This window comes from Paenibacillus amylolyticus, from assembly GCF_051136285.1.
Classification (GTDB): Bacteria; Bacillota; Bacilli; order Paenibacillales; family Paenibacillaceae; genus Paenibacillus; species Paenibacillus amylolyticus_F.
The window spans coordinates 6,217,912-6,237,705 of record NZ_CP194938.1 but is presented as its reverse complement, the minus strand read 5'-3'; the positions used below and the strand labels follow the sequence as shown (position 1 = coordinate 6,237,705).

Sequence of the window (19,794 nt, the reverse complement as noted above, 5' to 3'; positions counted from 1 at the left end):
CGAAGGAGCCCCGGAGATCCCCTTTTCATTCTCAGAAATCTCCGGAATGCTCACAGCTTGCCAATGATATCCGAGATATCATCAAGCTCGTCCAACGTGAGGTCTGCATCGCTAAAGTCGCTCGGTGTAAATTCCTCGGCTTCACGAGTCAGGCAATGTACAATCAATCTCTCCAGATTCGAGCCGTAGCGGGCTACTTGCTCCATAGCTTCTCTCTCATCCATTCTTGAAGGATCATAACGAAGGATCAGTTGGAATTTCCCCTGATCGACAACACAGTTCCACTCTTCGAAATGCGACATTCTGTTAAGTGGACTGATCAATTCTCCCATAGGCATAGGTGACATGGTGAACGACTCGCCTTGTGTATCTCCTCCGAATTGCCCCAGATAATTAAAGACGATATCGGGATTACACGCCCCCCCTTCAAAAGTGAACCCGGTAGTCAGATATTTCAGGATTGAATACCCGCTCCCCTTGCCGGGAATGCCACGAAGCATTTCTTTCGTATGACGCAGCGCTTCACTAAGTTCTTCATGAGTTGTACGGAGAAGTACAGGATAGATCGCGGTAAACCAACCTACGGTCCTTGTGGTATCCACATGGTCCAGTATTCCTTCTCTCCCGTGTCCTTCAAGATCGATAACAATGTCTTTTGCATACGTCATGGAAAGAGCCGTCAACAGAATATCCATGACTTCGGTGTGATACGCACGATGAACTTCAGTCAATAGCTGGCGTGTTCTGTATGGTTCCAGTTCCATAGTCACTGTCTTGCTTTGTTTGAGTAAACCAGGTTTATCATGACGATCGCCAAGTTGTAGCGCTTTCTGATTTAGCTTGCGCCAGTAGGCATGTTGACGCTTCATCTCTTCCGCTGTGGCTACGTTCTGAAGTTCACGACTCCAGAAGGCATAGGAATCCGTCTTCTCAGGCAACTTCACCGTCTTGTCACCCAGGAGAATAGCCTGATACATACAGTGGAAATCTTCCAGCAGAATTCGCCATGATACGCCGTCAATAATAAGGTGATGCATTGCAATAAGCAGATGGTCACCTTCAGGTGTTCTGAACAAACCAAGCTGAATTAAGTCATGTCTCAGGTTCACCCTGGATTGAATCGCTGTAGCAAGACATTCTAGGTGGGCATCGTCCCAGTCAGCTTCTACTTCATGTATTTCCACAGGGAAATCCTTATCCTTGTCTATTGAGGAAACACGCTGTACCACACCATCGGGTTGGATATCGAATCGGATACGTAATGCATCGTGGTGTTCACAAAGTTTATGGAAGACCTCTTTTACCGTGTCCGTATCCCACCCTTCTGGATTGTATAACATCATCGATTGATTCCAATGATCCATGTTGCTGTAACCTTGTGCAAAGAACCATTGTTGAATTGGCGTGAGAGGGATGTCTCCTTCAATGAGTTCTAGTTGCTCTTTCCTCATTTCCATAGGTTCCAAAAACTCGGCACACTCCGCAATTGTCGGATACAGCATTAAATGCTTGACCTGTAGTCTGAGCTGATAACGAGCGAGTCTTGATGCGATCTGTATGGATTTAATGGAATCCCCTCCGAGGACAAAGTAGTTGTCATCGATTCCCACACGTTCCACACCCAGTATTTCTGACCAGACTTGGGCCAATATTTGTTCTTCTTGAGTTACAGGTGGACGATAATCCCCTTTTATGCTGTTCAGATCCGGTGCCGGGAGAGCTCCTCGATCCAACTTGCCGTTACGCGTTACCGGGAGCTTGGCAATCGGTACAAAATACGACGGCACCATATATTCGGGCAAACTGTGCTGAACATATTTTCTGAGCTCTTGTTCTTGGAATCCTTCGGATGAAACGATATAAGCACACAGATAATGTCCTGTATCGTCCTGTCGAGGAACAACGACCGCTTCCTGTACGTCAGAATGCTGTATCAGCCTAGACTCAATCTCTCCCGGTTCAATTCGGTGCCCGCGAATTTTGACCTGATGATCGATCCGTGTAAGAAATTCAATATAGCCATCAGGCATCCATCGAACTCTGTCCCCTGTCCGATACATTCGTTCACCAGGACAGAAGGGATCTTCCAGAAACCTTCTCTGCGTCAGATCCGCATCCCCGACATATTTCTCTGCTACACCCTCACCGGAAATGTACAGTTCACCAGCTATACCGACAGGTAAAAGATGGCCTTGCGCATCGAGTACATAGGCTTTTGTATTATGAATGGGTCTTCCAATAGGAACCGAGCCATGACCTGCCAAATTACGCCCAACATTATATGTCGTCGCAAAAACGGTTGTTTCGGTTGGACCATACCCGTTCGCGATCCGATCATCTCCAAGATATTGATGAGCTTGCATGACATGCGATTTAGAAAGTGCCTCTCCTCCGACAAATAATCGATGCACATGTTGCAGACAGGTTACATCATGATCAACTAGCGCATTAAACAGTACACTGGTTACAAAGGCAGATGTAATCCGTTGCTCCTTCATGATGGAGGAAAGCTTGTTGATATCCAGCATGTCTTCTCTACTGATCAGTACAAGCGTTGCCCCGTTTAATAATGAACCGAAAATCTCATAAGTTGATCCGTCAAAGGCATAGTTGGAGAGCTGTAACATTCGATCCTCTTCACGGATATCAATAAATCCATTATTCATTGCAGTCTTTATAACATTTCGGTGTGTAGTGACCACACCTTTCGGTAATCCGGTCGATCCCGAAGTATACATAATGTACGCTGGCAGGGTCGCTTCATCCGGTAATGTCGTTGAACTACTTTCGTATTGAACAGACAATGTGTTCTTCTCTAATTGGCTTCGACTGGATTCTTCCAGTGGAACCACAAACCCTTTGAACCCAGGGAGAGGTCTATCCGATGGAGCAACGAGCATACTTGCATGACAGTGCTCCAACATATAGATCATTCTCTCTTGTGGATAGGATGGATCCAGCGGAACATATACGCCTCCTGCTCGCAAGATTCCCAAAATCGACACAATCATGTCAATCGAACGGTCTGCCAACAATCCGACAGCATCTCCACGGCGTAAGCCGCTCTGCTCAAGATAACTTGCAAGCTTACAGACCTTCTGGTTAAGCTCCTGATAAGTTAACGTCTCCCCATAAAAGTGCAACGCCGTTTGATTCGGACGAAGCAACGCTTGGGTTTCAAACAACTGGCTAATCGTACGATCACGCGGATACTCTGCGTAAGTGGTATTGAACCGCCCCAATATCTCCTGCTCTTCCGAGGGAGTAATCAGCCTGATCTCGTCCAGTAATATGTCTGGAGAGGTAGACATTTGCCTTAACACATGCTCATAATGAAGCGCCATATTTTCCATCTGAGAATGTTCGTAAAGATCTGTCGCATATTCTATGGTCAGTTTAAGAGATTTCTGATTCTCGTGAACTACCCAAGTCATATCGAATTTAGAAGTGTTACTCGTCCAATCCAGAGGTTCAATATTCAACTCTTGCAGTTCTACCGTTCGGGGTTTGGCATCTTGTAGAACAAACATGGTGTCAAATAACGGATTGCGCTCTGGATCTCTTGTGATTTGCAGCTTCTCAATAAGTTCATTCAATGGGTACTCTCCATGTTCATAAGCCAGCAACGTGTCCCTGCGTACATGACCGATCCACTCGTGAATCCGAAGATCACCACACAATTCTTGTCTCAGCGCCAAAGTGTTCACGAACATGCCTGTAACGGAAGAGATATCCGTATGTGTTCTTCCCGCAAATGGAATGCCCACAACAATATCTTTTTCCCCCGTGTACTTGGACAGCAGAATGTTATACGCTGCCAACATCACCATGAAGAGCGTGGCATCTGTCTGTTGCGCTAACTGTTTCACTGCACTACTCAGCTCAACACTCAGTTCAAACGTATGGGAAGAACCTGTGAATTGTCGCCTGCTTGGGCGACGCCCCTCTGTGAGGATGTCCAATACGGTGATGTCTTTCTCGTACCGCTTGAGCCAGTAATTTTCACTCGTCAGGTAGGACGACTTATTCTTTTGTTCATTCATCCACACGGTGTAATCCTTATATTGAACTGTCATCCCATCAAGAGAATGTCCCTGATAGAGCTGGATCAAATCCTGATACAGAATTCCGGTCGTCACTCCGTCCGACACAATGTGATGTATGTCCACGACCAGCACATATTCTCTGTCTGAAAGTGTACATAAGCCTGCTCTCATAAGCGGTGCACATCCAAGATCGAAGGGACGGACAAATGTGCCAATATACCGAGCAATTTGTTCATCTCTCTCAAGAACTGCAAAAGTTTCAGGTTCGGCTCTGTGTTCCAGTTTCCAATGCATGTCTTTCAGTTCATGAATGAGCTGTCGCAGTTCACCATCAACCATTCTGAAGGAGGTTCTTAGCGATTCATGCCGACGAATAAGTCCTTTAAGCGCAAGCTCTAACCGGATCACATCGGGTTTCCCGTTTATCCTCAGTACCATGGGCATGTTGTAACTTGTGCCGGTATCCTCAAACTGTTCCACCAAATATAATCTCTTCTGTGCCGACGATACGGGATAATCCTCTTGCTCATTGACACGCGGGATACGAGCATGATTCTGCTTATCCCCTTGGTCAATCGATGAAGCCATCTGTTTCAGCGTTGGAGCATCAAATAAATCCGGCATGCTTAATTTGATGCCCCATTTCTCCTGCACTTTCGCTATGAGTACCATTGCTTTTAGTGAATGACCACCCACTTCAAAAAAATGATCATGCAAGCCCGCTTGTGTAAGGTCCAGAACCTCAGTCCACAATTGCGCCAGTTCCTTCTCCGTATGTGTTGATGGAGCCACATAATTTGAAGACAATCTTGCAATGTCGGGTTTAGGCAGCGCTTTTCGGTCCAGCTTCCCATTCCGTGTAAGCGGTAAGGATGAGAGCTCGATGAATACAGATGGAATCATATACTCAGGAAGTGTTTCTTTTAAAATTTTTCTCCAGTTTTCGGCTTGATGTTCGTTTTTCATTTCAGGTTGGGCAAGTACATTTGCAGAGTCAATTACAACGTACGCCACCAACATGGAATGCCCCTGGTCATCCCGATGTGCGGTAACTACAGTTTCGTTAACCTCTTGTAGAGCAAGGATGTGATCCTCAATCTCTGCCAGCTCAATCCGATTTCCACGGATTTTCACTTGCTGATCCAATCTTCCCAGATATTCTATGGTGCCATCCTTTAACCACCTTACGAGGTCTCCTGTGCGATAGATTCTATCTTCCCCTTGCATGTGCCAGGCTAAAAACCTCTCTTCCGTCAATTCCGGTTGTCCCAAATATCCGGCAGCCAGACCCTCGCCTCCGATGTACAATTCTCCAGGAACCCCCACGGGTTGGGGCTGGCCCCATGTATTCAATATATAGAGCCTTGTATTATGAATAGCTCGGCCAATGGGAACACGCCCGGTTTCCCTTATGCTCTCATCAATAGAGTACGTTGCTGCAAATACGGTCGTCTCGGTCGGACCATAACCATTTACAATCCGATGTCCTCCCAACACATCCAGCGCTTTAATGACATGCTTCACCGAGGCAGCTTCTCCCCCAATAAACAGTTTCCTCATACCACGCAGGCTGTGTACGTCATAATCAACTACCGTGTTGAACAGAGAGGTTGTCATGAAGAGACTCGTGATCCTCTCTTGTCTTAATGTGCGTGTAAGATACGACACATCATAAACGTGTTGATTAGGCATTAACACGAGCGTTGCTCCATTAAGAAGTGCTCCAAAGATTTCATACGTGGCGCCGTCAAATGCATAATTGGACAACTGTAACATCCGATCCTCTCGCCCAATTTCAACAAATCCGTTATTGATACAGGTTTTCACTACATTGCGGTGACTGGTTACCACACCCTTGGGCATTCCGGTAGAACCCGAGGTGTACATGATATAGACTGGCTGCTCTGCTGAATATGAGATTGATGTGTAACTCGTGCTCCCCTCTGCATAAACTTGTGGTTCGAGCAGTGGGATGATTGTTCCCGTGTAGGAGTCAAGGGTCTGATGCTGCTCCATGATGAGCCACTGCGCTCCACTGTCCCGTAAAATGTAAGTTAGTCGCTCTTCCGGGAATTGGGGATCGAGGGGGACATACGCTCCTCCTGCTTTTAATATCGCCAGAATGGCAATGATCATCTCCGGTTTACGATGCGTTAACAGTCCAACATAGTCACCAGACTTAATTCCACGTCGTTTGAGTAATGCCGCCATCCGGTTTACACGTTCGTTCAGTTGTCCATAAGTCACCATCTCTGTACCGTACAAGAGTGCCTCGTGTTCAGGTTGCTCTGATACCATGAATTCAAATGCATCCGTAACCGTCCAGTCTCTTGGATATTCAGCATCGGTTTTATTAAGCTCTCTAAAATACTGTTTTTCTAGCGGGGTAAGCAGCTCCAGCTCCCGAAGTTTCGTATCCATGCTGTTTAATAGTTGTTCCAGCAAATGAACATAATGACGAGTCATTTGTTCGATGGTAACCCGATCCCATAGATCTGAACTGTATTCAACCTCAGCCACGAATTCATCCCCATCTTCATGCCATACCCAGGACATATCGAATTTGGCCTGCTGTCCATGCCAATCCAACTTGCGAACAGATATATCCTGAAGCGTTTTGACAGGAAGCGTCATATCCTGCAGTACAAACAATGTGTCAAATAAGGGATTTCGGTTAGGTTGAAAAGAAAAATGAAGTTTGTCCAATAGATCACTGAGAGAACATATGCCTCGTTCATTTACTGCCAGCATATATTTTTTGACATGCTGGATATAATCACCGACCGTCAGATCAGCAGCCAGATTAAGCTTCAAAGGCAGCGTGTTTACAAACATCCCCACAATGGGCTCCACATCTACATGTTCTCTTCCAGCAATCGGTACCCCTACGGTGATGTCTTCATCCCCCGTATATTTAGATAACATCAGGCCATACACTGATAAAAGAAGGATGAATGGAGTAGCGCCGTAACCGGCAGCTGTTCTTTTCAACTCCTGTACCTTTTTACTTGGCAAACCAAATGTATAGGATTCCCCATTGTACGATCTGATGGCAGGGCGTGCACGATCCATTGGAAGTTCTGCCGAACTCTCAAATTCTGAGTACTGATCCAACCAGAACTGCTGTGCTTCCTCATAGGTACGACTCATCTGCTGTTTCTGTTTCCACATTACATAATCCTTGTAATGGACACGTATCGGATCAAGTTCCCGTACCTGATAAAGATCAAACAGTTCATCATATATCAGTTGAGTAGACACCCCGTCAGAAACAATGTGATGTGTATCCAGCGCCAATACATACCGTTCCTTATCAATTTCAATCACACTAGCCCTGATCAGCGGTGCTTCTGCCAAATCAAACGGCTTAATCCAAGTGGACATTACGCCAGACATTGAATATGTTTCAGTTCCATCCAATTCCTTGATCGAGGACTCCAATGAATCCATAGTCCACCTTTCAAGCCTCCATTCCACTTCTTCTATTGAATGAATGCGTTGAACTAATTCGCTATTTTCCATATCAAATGAAGTCCGTAGGATTTCATGGCGTGCGATGAGCCGTCTAAAACATGCTTCCAGACGAGCTATGTCTAATGCTCCTGATATTTCAAATAACATTGGCATGTTATAACTTGTTCCACTGTTTTCATACTGCTGGGCGTAGTAGATTTGCTTCTGAACTGATGTCACAGGATATGATTGCATCACTGGAGCCGGATCGATGGCTCTATACTGATTTCGAGCGGCCCTCTGGATCCATCCAGCCATGTCCCGAAGAATGGGGGTCTGGAATACATCCAGCAAGGTAAGTCTGACATCAAATTCCTGGTGAATCTTGCCTACTAGTAACATGGCTTTCAGAGAGTGTCCACCCAATTCAAAGAAATGATCCTGTATTCCTATCTTCTTAATACCTAGAACGCTTTCCCATATTTCAATCAAGCCCTGTTGGACTGGATTCTCTGCTGGAACATATTGCTGCCCTCGTACAATTGTCGGCTTCGGAAGTTTCTTCCGATCAATCTTTCCATTCGAAGTAAGCGGTATCTCATTCAAAATAGAGAAGAGGGTTGGGACCATATATTCAGGCATTTGTTGCTTGAGTTCCTGCTTCCACATCGTTACCAGTTCTTGAAAAGACTGCTTCGCTTCTCCATCCTGAAATAAAATGTATGCGTATAGGTAGGAGTGACCCTGATCATCACGATCTGCCATCACTATCGCCTCATGGATACCTGACAGTTTACGCAGGCGTCCCTCTACCTCCCCTAGTTCAATCCGATTGCCACGAATCTTCACTTGATGGTCTATTCGATCAATGAATTCCAGATTTCCATCTGGCAGCCATTTAACCAAATCTCCAGTCCGATATAGACGTTCTCCCGAAACAAATGGGCTAGTTATAAATTTGTCACGAGTGAGCTCCGGTTGTCCCAAATATCCTTGGGCAAGTCCTTGTCCACCTATATACAACTCGCCAGGAATACCAACAGGTAGTCGCTTGCCTTCCTGGTTCAGCACATACACTTTTGTGTTATTCGTTGGCTGACCAATTGGGATGTAATCACCAGAAACGATGGAGTAAAATGTGGCAAATACCGTTGTTTCTGTCGGGCCATATACATGTATAAGTCTATGCTTACCAAGCAGATCAACGGCCTTTTTGACATGTGTTCCGGATACTTTCTCACCGCCAAAGAGAATTTTCCTAGTTGTGTTCAAGCATGCTGGATCCAGATCTACCAGCGTGTTAAATAGGGCCGTTGTCATGAAAGCAATCGTGATATGTTGTTCGCGAACGGCCTTGGCGAGAGCATTCCCATCCAACACCTCTTCCCGTTTCAACAACACAAGTTCAGCACCGTGTAACAGGGCACCATAGATATCGAAAGTTGATCCGTCAAACGCATAATTAGATATCTGTAGCAGACGGTCCTCAGGGGTGATATCTACGTATCCATTATGAATTACCGTCTTGATCACATTGCGGTGTGTCGTGATTACTCCTTTTGGAGTGCCGGTGGAACCAGAGGTGTACATGACATATAAGGGATCTTCCGGGCCAGGAGACCGGTCATCTCCACTGTTATTCATATGATTTCGGTCAAGAACCGGATTCCGATTGGACTCTTGTGCCCAAACATTTTCATTAAAAATCAGAACTTCTCCCTCATAGTGAGGGATCTGATCAGGATGATCTGCAATCAACCACCTTGCCCCGCTATCCTTCAACATGAATGCTTTCCTGTCCGCAGGGAAGCTCGGATCAATAGGGACATACGCCCCACCGCTCTTGACGATGGCGAGCATTGCAACAATGACCTCAATGGAGCGGTCCATGATTAACCCGACACATTGCCCAGCCTGAACATTCTGTGAAATAAGGTATTGTGCAAGACGATTCACACGATCATTTAGCTCCCCATACGTAACACGGTACCCACCCATCTCGACAGCCGGACTCTCGCTACCGAGCTCAACCTGCTGTTCAAACAGCTCAACAACGGAAGCATCTTGAGGATAATCTGCAGTGCTGTTATTCCATACATCTATCTGTGCCATATCAGATTCGGTTACAAGCTCCAGTTCCCCGATTTTCAGTTCTGGAAACGCCACAATCTGATTCAGTAAATTTACATAATGCTTTAACATCCGTTTTATGGTATGTGATTCCCACAGATCCGTTCGGTATTCAACAGATAACGTCATAGCCTCTTCCGAATATGTGCAGACCCATGTCATGTCAAATTTTGATGTATGATGATCCCACTCGGCATACTGGACCTCAAGCCCTGGTATATGCTTCTCTGCTGTTACATGATCCTGTAGCATAAACATTGTATCGAACAATGGATGTCGACTGGAATCAAACGGCAGCGACAAGCGATCTATCAGGTCTTCCAGTGGGTATCGGCCGAATTGATATGCTGCCAGCGTAATTTCTCTCATTTTCTCCAGATATATGCTTACCGTCAGTTCTGCTTTGGGTTCACTTCGAAGTGCCAGCGTATTAGCGAACATGCCTACCATTCGTTCATGCTGGATGGTATCTCTGCATGTGAAAGGAGTGCCAACTATAACATCTTCTGCCGCTGAATATTTGGACAACAGAATCTGATAGGAGGCCATCATTAGCATAAATAAGGTTTGTTGATTGGTCTTGGCCGCTTCTTTTAATTGACTCACAAGAACAGGATCTAACGTTACATTCACCCGACTTCCCTCAAATCTGCGGATCGGCGAGCGCAGTTGGTCTGTTGGTATTTCAAGAACCGGGACTTCGGCTTGGTACAAGGACAACCAGTGCTCCTGACTTTTGCTGTATGCCTCTTGTTGAAGATATTTCTCCTGTTCCCAGACCGCATAGTCCTTGTACTGCACGCTCATGTCCGAAAGAGTCTGCCCCTGATATAACCGAACCCAGTCCGATATTAGAATCTCTATTGATCGTGCATCCGAAATGATATGGTGCAGGTCAAGCAATAGCACATGACTCTCCTCATTCATCCGAAGTAAACCTCTTCGGAACAAAGGAGCTTCTCCCAGATCAAATGGCTGGATGAATTGTTCAGCAAACAACTGGATAGCCGATTCTTCCGTCTCTGCTAATGCAGCTTCTTCGAGGCGCAACGATTCAAGAAATATCTGATCAGGTCTGTGAATACGTTGTCGCAGTTCACCATGGTGTAACTCAAATGAAGTTCTCAATGTCTCATGTCTCTGAATCAGCATCTGCATTGATTTCTCCAAGGCGTTTACATCCAGCTTGCCATTTAATCGGAGCAGAAAAGGCATGTTGTAGCTTACAGCTGCATTTTCCATTTGCTGAACAATGTACATCCGTTGTTGAATGGAAGACGCCGGATACGTGTCTCTGTAGGGTACAGGCACAAGTTCCTCACCAGGCTTGTCTGTCGAGCGTGCTGTCATGATCCACATGGCCATCTCCCGAATCGTAGGCATGATGAATACATCCTGTAGTGAAACCTTTACGCCGGTTTCCTTCTGCACTCTAGCCACAAGCATCATAGCTTTAAGTGAATGCCCTCCGATTTCGAAGAAATGCTCCTCTACTCCCACGCTTTGTATATCCAGAATCTCTTCCCAGATATGTGCTAATTTCTCTTCAAATACATTAGCCGGAGCAACGAAATGGTTGGTCTGTCTTCTCGTCGGCTTGGGAAGTGCCTTCCGATCGAGCTTACCGTTCAGTGTCATGGGGAAGTTTTCCAGTGTAACGAACGTATTGGGAATCATATATTCAGGCAAGGTCTGCCTCAACTCTTTTTTCCAGTGCAACACAGGAGTTTTGTTATCACTTGGGACGATATACGCGCATAAATAGGTATGTCCCTGCTCATCCTTCTCTGTCATGACCACAGCATCCTGAATCGATTCAATCCTGGACAACCTGCTCTCAATTTCGCCAAGTTCAATCCGATTTCCACGAATCTTCACTTGCTGATCCAATCTTCCCATATACTCGAGATTTCCATCCGGCAACCAGCGAACGAGATCGCCTGTTTTGTACATTCTTTCTCCAGAAAAACCGATTACAAAACGTTCTTCGGTTAACTCAGCCTGATGCTGGTAACCTGACGCAAGTCCATCACCGGAAATATACAACTCGCCGGGTACTCCAACAGGTTGAAGTTGTCCCTTTCGATTCATTACATGAGCCTGGGTATTGTGAACAGGTCTTCCGATGGGAACTGTTTTATAATGTAGCAAATGTTGATTGACCAGATAAGTCGCTGCAAAAACGGTCGTTTCGGTTGGACCATATCCGTTAGCAATCCGGTCATTCCCCAGAATCTGCAGAGCCTTCTCCACATGCTTTTTGGATCCAGCCTCTCCGCCAAAGAAAAGCCTTCTCACATGTTTCAAACATTGAACATCCCACTCCACAACGGCATTAAAAAGTACAGCGGTCATAAAAGCTGAAGTGATTCGTTCATGCTCCAGCGTATCAGCAAGCTCCGATACGTTGAGGACTTTTTCTTTGGGAATCAGTACAAGTGTAGCTCCGTTTAGTAAAGCACCGAATATTTCATATGTTGAACCATCGAATGCATAGTTGGAGAGCTGTAACATCCGGTCCGTCTCATGAATATCCATAAAACCGTTATTGATTACGGTCTTCACAATATTACGATGTGTCGTTTGCACACCCTTCGGTTTACCTGTAGACCCTGATGTATACATGATATAGGCTACATCTTCAGCAGATCTGTGGCATTTCGTGAATATGTCCACAGCTTGCCGCTCGCAGTCACTATGCAACTGTTCTTGCTGGATCAGATTGATCTGCTTGCCTTCATAGCCACTGATGAACAGATCCTTTTCAGCGATAAGTACAGCCACATCACTATCTGAAAGCATCGTACGAATTCGCTCAGTCGGGAACTCTGGATCCAGCGGAACATAGGTACATCCTGCTTTCAAAATGCCGAAAATGGTCGTTATCATCTCTATGGATCGCCTTGAAATAAGTCCAATATTTTGTCCGGGTTCAACGCCAGACTCAAGCAACTGAATGGCAAACTGATCCACTCGCTTACCGAATTCTCGGTACGATAACTTCTCCTCCCCCATGATAATTGCGGTTCGCTCAGATTGCTGTATGACCTGCTGCTCGAGCAGTTCCACAACGGTTGCCTCATAAGGATATTCGGCAGTTGTATCATTGTAAGTTTCGAGTAACTTGAGTTCTTCCTCCGTGATAATATCGGCTGTATCGATCTTCTGTTCAGGTTTGGTAAGCAAGCAACCAAGAACTCTTAGATATACCTCAAGCAGCCGATCTGTGAATGCTGTTGGATAAGATGACACCATTTTGACGGACAACTCACCCAGAGTTACTGAAATACTGAAATCAAGGAGTGTGTTTGTTTTCTCATAGCTATAAGACTTAAATTCAAACATTCCTTGTTCCACAGACTCATACACATGAAAATCAATATAGTTAAAGGCGATATCAAATAGCGGATTTTCTCGGCTGCTTTGCTCCCCAATTGCATTTAGAATCTGAACAAGGGACAATCGGCCATATTTTTTGAGTGCGGCTTGTTTACGATACACATCTTGAGTAATGTCTCCCCAATTCACTAGAGAGTCAAATTGCGTGCGCATAGGAACAGTATTTAGGAAACAGCCCAATATGCGTGCGCCATCCTCATGGACAGGACGTCCATTTTCGACAAGCCCGATCAGGATATCATCCTCATAGGACAACATATATAATGAAGTGACGAATGCAGACAGACACAAGGATTTAACCGTAACACGCTGATTACGTGCCGCTTCTTTTAACTGGGTGTACAGTTCCGATGGAAGGAGAGTCACGCTTGAGTTGGCTACTGAATTGCCATGATGAATCTCGGACTGTTCCGGGAATGAGTATTTTCGATAATCCAGCAGTTCTTCACGCCAATACTTCATAATGGACGTATTTCTAGATTGGGCCATCTGATCTATAACATAATCTTTGTAGCTCGTTTTTAACGGATCAGGCACTGACTTCCCCTCCTTTGAGAGCACCGTACAAGTTCAGTAATTCCGACATGAAGACGGCAACGCTCCATCCATCCAGAATGGCATGATGAAAGATCCACCCCACATATGACTCCTCCGTGGAATTGAAAATCACCAGACGCCAGAGTGGAGCATGCTCGATATCAAATGGTCGCTTCCGATCAAGCTCCATATAATTCCGAATTTCCTGTTCTATTGATTCACTATCCCGATGATCCAGCACGACCTCCTGAATTTCAAAATCTATACGTTCACAACTATATTGGACAGGTACGGGAAAATCAGAAATATTAAAACCAGTCCGCAGAATGGGATGCCTGCTTATGAGTTCATTCATAACAGTTTGAAGATTCAGCACCTGAATTCGATGCCCATGAATCTGATATATAAACTGATCGTGATATACGCCCAGCCCTTCATTCTTCATGTAATGGAACACCATTCCCTGCTGAATATCGCTCATGGGGTACACATCTTCCACATTGGAGGGTAACAAGGCTCGTAATGTCGGGTTCGCAAGCCACTCTGTACGCATCTGTAATAACTCCATCTCTATCTCTTTCCGGACGTTATCGGGTGCATGAAGAGTACTACGATGTCTAGCCAATTTGCGAATCGTTGGATAATCATACACATCAGAAATTTGGATATGTAGTCCAAGCTCTCTGTTCATTCGGCTGATCAGTTCAATGACACGAATGGAGTCTCCGCCAAGCTCAAAGTAGTCACACTCTACACCCATATTGCGGTTATCCAGCATTTCCTGCCAGATGTTCAGCATCTGCCATTCCAGTTCATGGCTTGGCATAACCAAATCGGTAACATCTGTTGGAGTCACACTGTTGCTAGGAGCGGGAAGTGCTCTAATATCGACTTTGTTGCTCAGTGTCATTGGCAGAGTCTTCATTTGAGTATAATGAGCAGGCAGCATATACTGTGGCAGATGTTGAGACAGTCTTGTTCGTAAATCTTTGCTCTGCTGAAGTCGATCAGAGACGTAATATGCACAGAGAACACTCTCTCCTGTATCCCCTTCCCTGACCGTTACAACCGCTTGCTGTACTCCATCGATTTCCAGAAGTCTGGATTCGATCTCACCAAGCTCGATTCGGAAACCCCTGATCTTCACTTGATGATCGATCCTTCCCAAATATTCAAGTTCGCCATTCATCTGCCAGCGTGCGAGATCTCCAGTTCGATATAACCGCTGTGAGGCGGCAAAGGGATGGGGAACAAACCGTTCAGCGGTCAGTTCTTCTCGGTTCAGATATCCCCTGGCCAAGCCTTCACCACCAACATAAATCTCCCCTTCCACACCAATCGGAACCAGTTCCCGCTGTTCATCGAGAATATAAATTTGAAGCGTAGGGATGGGTTTTCCAATGTTGCTTGTTTTGCCTTGGATATCATCCCATTCCATTTCCTTATATGTCACATGAACCGTTGTTTCCGTAATGCCATACATATTAATGAGTTGAGTTTGAGGATATTTCTTCTTCCATTCCAGTAGTTGTATAGGTTGAAGAGCTTCTCCCCCAAAAATCACCTTTCGAACAGCCAGCGGTGTATGCAAGTCTGACTGTACTTCCAATTTAGCGATTCGGTAAAAGGCCGTCGGAGTTTGGTTCAAAATGGTGACCTGTTCATTCTGCAGTAACGATAAGAATTGTGCTGGCTCTCTTGTTACATTCAGAGGAACTATAATCAATCTGGCACCATACAATAACGCCCCATACATCTCCCACACCGAAAAATCAAAACAGAATGAATGAAACAGTGTCCACACATCTTCTTGAGTGAAGTCAAACAAGTTTCGGTCATTAAAAAGCAGCCTGACCACATTGGAATGTTCAATCATAACCCCTTTGGGTGTGCCCGTTGATCCTGAGGTGTAGATGATGTATGCCAAATCCGATGGTTGATTCACTTGTTTCGGATTAGTTGCGTAGATGCCTTCCATTCCATCGTCATCCAGTAGATCGGGAACGATTGTTTTAATTGACACTTCTTCAGGCAGATACTCCTGCTCTTCCGTGATACAGAATTGTGCTTTACTATCTTCAAGCATGTATTGAATACGTTCTTTGGGGTACTCGGGATCAATCGGCATATAAGCTCCACCTGCCTTAAGCACGGCAAGAATGCTGATAACCATTCCAGGTGAACGTGAAAACAAAATGCCTACAACCTGATTTGGTTTCACACCTTGCTGTCGAAGCAATATCGCCAAAAGGTTGGCCTTACTATTTAATGAGGCATATGTCATCTCTGTATGTTCATAACGTAAGGCAATTCGTGCACTGCAACGTTCCGCCTGTTCCTCAAACAAACTGACGAGTGTTGCTTCTAACGGGTATGTGGTCTTCGTATCATTGAATTGCTCCAGAAGCATATGCCTCTCGGTATCAGGCATTGTATTCAGACTCGACAGCTTAATGCTCAACAACCCCTTCCAGCATGGTGATATAGAATTCAAGAAGCCTCTCGATGGTCTCCATTCGGTACACATCCGTGTTGTATTCCATACGCAGCTTAAGAATATCTGACTCCTCATATACATGTAGAATCAAGTCATACTTGGATGTACTTCCTGCTTCAATCATCAACTGTACAGATAAGTTCTCAAGCTGATAGTGGTGTGTGAATTCATTTTGCAATGTAAACATGACTTGAAAACCCGGTGTTAATCCTGGTGCCATATGATACGAAAGGTCAGGTAGCAGCATTTCTATAGGTACTTCCTGATGTTGATAAGCATCCAAGGATATATCTTTAACCTGTTGCAGCAGATCATCAAACGTCATATTTTCACTAAACTCGACGGGTAAAATAACGGTATTTGCTACAAATCCAATGAGCTTCTCCACCTCGGCACGGGTCCTGTTGGACATTACGGTACCAATAGGGATATAGGGCTGTCTGGTAAAACGATGGATTAGGTAGCCGTACACCGCGAATAAGAGCATAAAGAGTGTAACCCCTGACCGGTTTGCCTTCGCTAATGTCCGGGAGGTTAATCGGGAGTCTACGATGCGTTCGAGCGTATTTCCTTTGTACGTTCTAACCTCAGGATATGGAAAATCATAAGGTACTTGTATGATGGGTAATGTTCGGTTTAGCTTACTGGTCCAGTGGTCTTTTAGTTCCCACAGGGCAGAATCACTGCCCTGCTCCATGGAAGATTGCCACAGCACATAATCGGAGTAGGATACAGAAGATGGCGTTAACATTTGATGTGAATCTTCCAACCCCGATTTATACAATTGAAGCAACTCGTTGGTGAAAATCTCTACTGACCAGCCATCAGAGATAATGTGATGCATGGATACAATCAGGATATGTTTGTCCGGGCCGCAATCAATCAGGCACAACCGGAGACATGCATCGTTCACAAGGTCAAACCGCAAGTTTGCTTCCTGATCAATCTCCATCCTAATTCCAACATGTCTTTCATGTTCCTGTAGCTGGGAAAGATCTACCCGTCTAATTTCTATCTCAGAACCTGGCTCCTTAACATATTGATAAGGTTCCCCATCTTGAATACCATAACGGACACGCAAAGCCTCATGCCTCGTAATCAGTGCTTGTACAGCATTCTGAAGTTTGTATATATGAAAAACACCCGTAAAGTGAATTGAAAATGTATTGGTATAAAAGGCGCTCTCTGGAGCAATCATGTGCAGGACCCATTGACTTTTTTGTTTCATGGTAAGCGGGAGTTTCTCCGTCCGTTGCTGCTGTACCGGGATAGGAGTATGGTTATTTAAAGGTTCCGCATTCTGCAATTCCTGAAGAATTCCGTTGATGGTTGCATGTCTGAAAAAACGCTGTATCGGAATACGCACCCTATACTCGGAAGCAATCATCGCGAGTAGACGAGTCATGCGAAGGGAGTCGCCACCTAATTGAAAAAAATCATCATGGTTGGTCACCTGGGTCAATCCCAAGACGGATTGAAATGCCTTTTTAAGAAATGGATAGTAATCAGAAGAAAGTGACGCTCCTTCACCTATATGAGGTTGTCTATACACTTCAATTCGGTCAAGAAGTACATTATGTTTCTTTACATATTCACGTACTTTGGTGTACACCAGAGCCTCATGGCAATGATCCTTCTCTGATGTGTAGTGAATAATGCAGCACTTGTCCTGCTGGATCTGTGCTTCTCCGGAATCCTCTTCTACCGACTGTACACAAGCATCCTGTTCACCAGAAGTTGCTGCAACCTCTTCTTCCATCATCTTTTGAGCCTGTTGACGTTCATGCAGCATACACTCTATTTGGTTGAGCTTTTCGTCAAATTGGCCATCCAGTAGTAAATCTACAAGTTGTAGTCGCTGGATTTTACCTGTAGGTGTACGCGGGAATTCCCTTTTGCTCACCGGAACGATATACCTTGGATTTACGCCAAACTGTCTCGATATGTTACCTCTCATCTCCTGAATGACGAATATATCTAATCCTTCATCGTCATTCCGAGGTGAATAAAATAACAACAGCTGGTCATTGCCGGACTCTCCACCAGAAATTCCTGCTGCTGCCACGTAATCAGCATCAACACCGTATACTTGCTTCATCACGGCTTCAATTTCATAGTTGTAAAGATTTTTTCCGTTCATGATCAGCACATCTTTTTCTCTGCCTGTTAATGTCAACATTCCACCTTTAACAAAACCGAGATCACCGGATTCGAACCACCCATCGTCAGTCAATGCGTTGTTAGTCGCTTCCTTGTTTTTGAAGTATTCCGTTATGATTGAATCTCCCTTGAGCTGAACTTTTCCCACATGAGCTTCGGGAAGCGGAACATTACAATCATTTACTATACGCAGACTTACTCCGGGGATTACCTCTCCAATCTCGACAAAAGCTATTGTTTCTTCCGTATTGGAGGAATCTGAAAAGATTAATTTTCGATCCAATGATCCCTTCACAATATGCTGAATTCCACCGGTCTCGGAACGATCAAACGTTCTGCTGAAGCAGAGACTGCCCGAAAACTCGGTCATGCCATATGCAGGAACAATGCTATTAGCGTTAAGTCCAAGTGGAACTAACTGATGTAAGAATTCTTTGCCTGTGTGAGCTGAGATCGGCTGACCTACGTTCAATATGGTTCGAATCGATGACAAGTCCCCTGACCTGGCATGGATGGCTTGATGCTGATTCAGCTGTGCATAGGCAAAATTAGGAGCCCAGGTGAATGTGACTTGATGCTCCTCTATATCTTCCAGCCATGAAGTGGGAGAGTTTAAAAAACGCTCAACAGAACTTAACACTTGCTCACTACCCAACACAACTCCGAGGATATGATTGGTTAACAATCCACCAGCATGATAGAGAGGCATCCAATTCAAGGTGATCTCTTCAGAAGTCAGGCCCAAATGTTGTTTGATACCTATAATATTCGCAAGGATCTGGCGATTTTGATACCGGACACACTTCGGAGTACCTGTTGTTCCTGATGTAAAGAGGGTAAGGACAGGGTCATGGGGCGCACTACTGTGCCTATTCGGGGAACGGTCATGCTGCGATAGCTCGTTTACCGAAATTACTGTTCCTTCACGTTTGCCCTCCTCCTCAAAAATTCCAGCGGAATCTCCTACAATGAGCGGATAATCCAATAACTCCCACACCTGCTTCAGCTTGTGGTGATCCACGTGATCGGTTGGCAAATGAAGAGCTGGCTTCAGTGGCGCCGGGTTCATACCGCCAAGTATACAAGCCCAGATTGCAGCTACGAAGTGATCTATACGTTCAATTTGCAAAATGACAGAGTCCCCCGGTTGGACACCTTGTTGACTTAGCCCTTGAAGAATGCTTTCAGCATTCTGTGACAAATCCAAATAATCTGATATTCGGACTTCCCCATTTTCCATCTTATAATGTAATTTTTTCTTTGGATGATTCCTTACGGTCAGATCAAAGGCCTCAGCAAGCGTCCGGGGATGTCCCGAATAGTCAAGTGTTTTTCCGATCAGGATTGCTGGTTCCCCAGCCGATAGATTGGATTGTGAATCCCACAGTTTCGGTCTCTGACCATATTTGAAATGTTCCTGCGTCTTTAATGCGGCAGAAGCAGTGGCTGGGATATTACGTTCATTCCAAGTGCCATAAGAGGTCGTTGCCCGCATGGATATTGAAAGTTGTTGATCTGGAAGCTCATTTCTTAAATAACGTTGGAGGTTAGTATGAAATGACATTTGAACGT

Annotated in this window: 3 protein-coding genes; all 3 read right to left on the bottom strand. The window is 45.1% G+C overall.

Annotated features, from left to right (window positions below):
• Nucleotides 1-50 precede the first annotated feature (50 nt).
• From ACR8BL_RS27175 to ACR8BL_RS27165, 3 genes are read right to left on the bottom strand one after another with little or no spacing between them, the layout of a single operon-like run.
• The gene (locus ACR8BL_RS27175; RefSeq protein ID WP_434758293.1) at nt 51-13,565 is read right to left on the bottom strand and encodes an amino acid adenylation domain-containing protein; all 13,515 of its coding nucleotides are present in this window, start codon (nt 13,563-13,565) and stop codon (nt 51-53) included.
• Entirely contained in the window at nt 13,558-15,996 is a 2,439-nt protein-coding gene (locus ACR8BL_RS27170; protein ID WP_434758292.1) for a non-ribosomal peptide synthetase, read from the bottom strand. The genes ACR8BL_RS27175 and ACR8BL_RS27170 overlap by 8 nt, the downstream gene beginning before the upstream one ends.
• Nucleotides 15,997-16,015: 19 nt before the next feature.
• Nucleotides 16,016-19,786, bottom strand: coding sequence for a condensation domain-containing protein (locus ACR8BL_RS27165; protein ID WP_434750413.1), 3,771 nt, complete (start codon nt 19,784-19,786; stop codon nt 16,016-16,018).
• Between the last annotated feature and the right edge of the window lie 8 nt (nt 19,787-19,794).

Excerpts from the sequence above, each read along its gene's own strand:
- ACR8BL_RS27170 (WP_434758292.1), bottom strand. The coding sequence starts at position 15,996 with ATGCCTGATACCGAGAGGCATATGCTTCTGGAGCAATTCAATGATACG.
- ACR8BL_RS27165 (WP_434750413.1), bottom strand. The coding sequence starts at position 19,786 with ATGTCATTTCATACTAACCTCCAACGTTATTTAAGAAATGAGCTTCCA.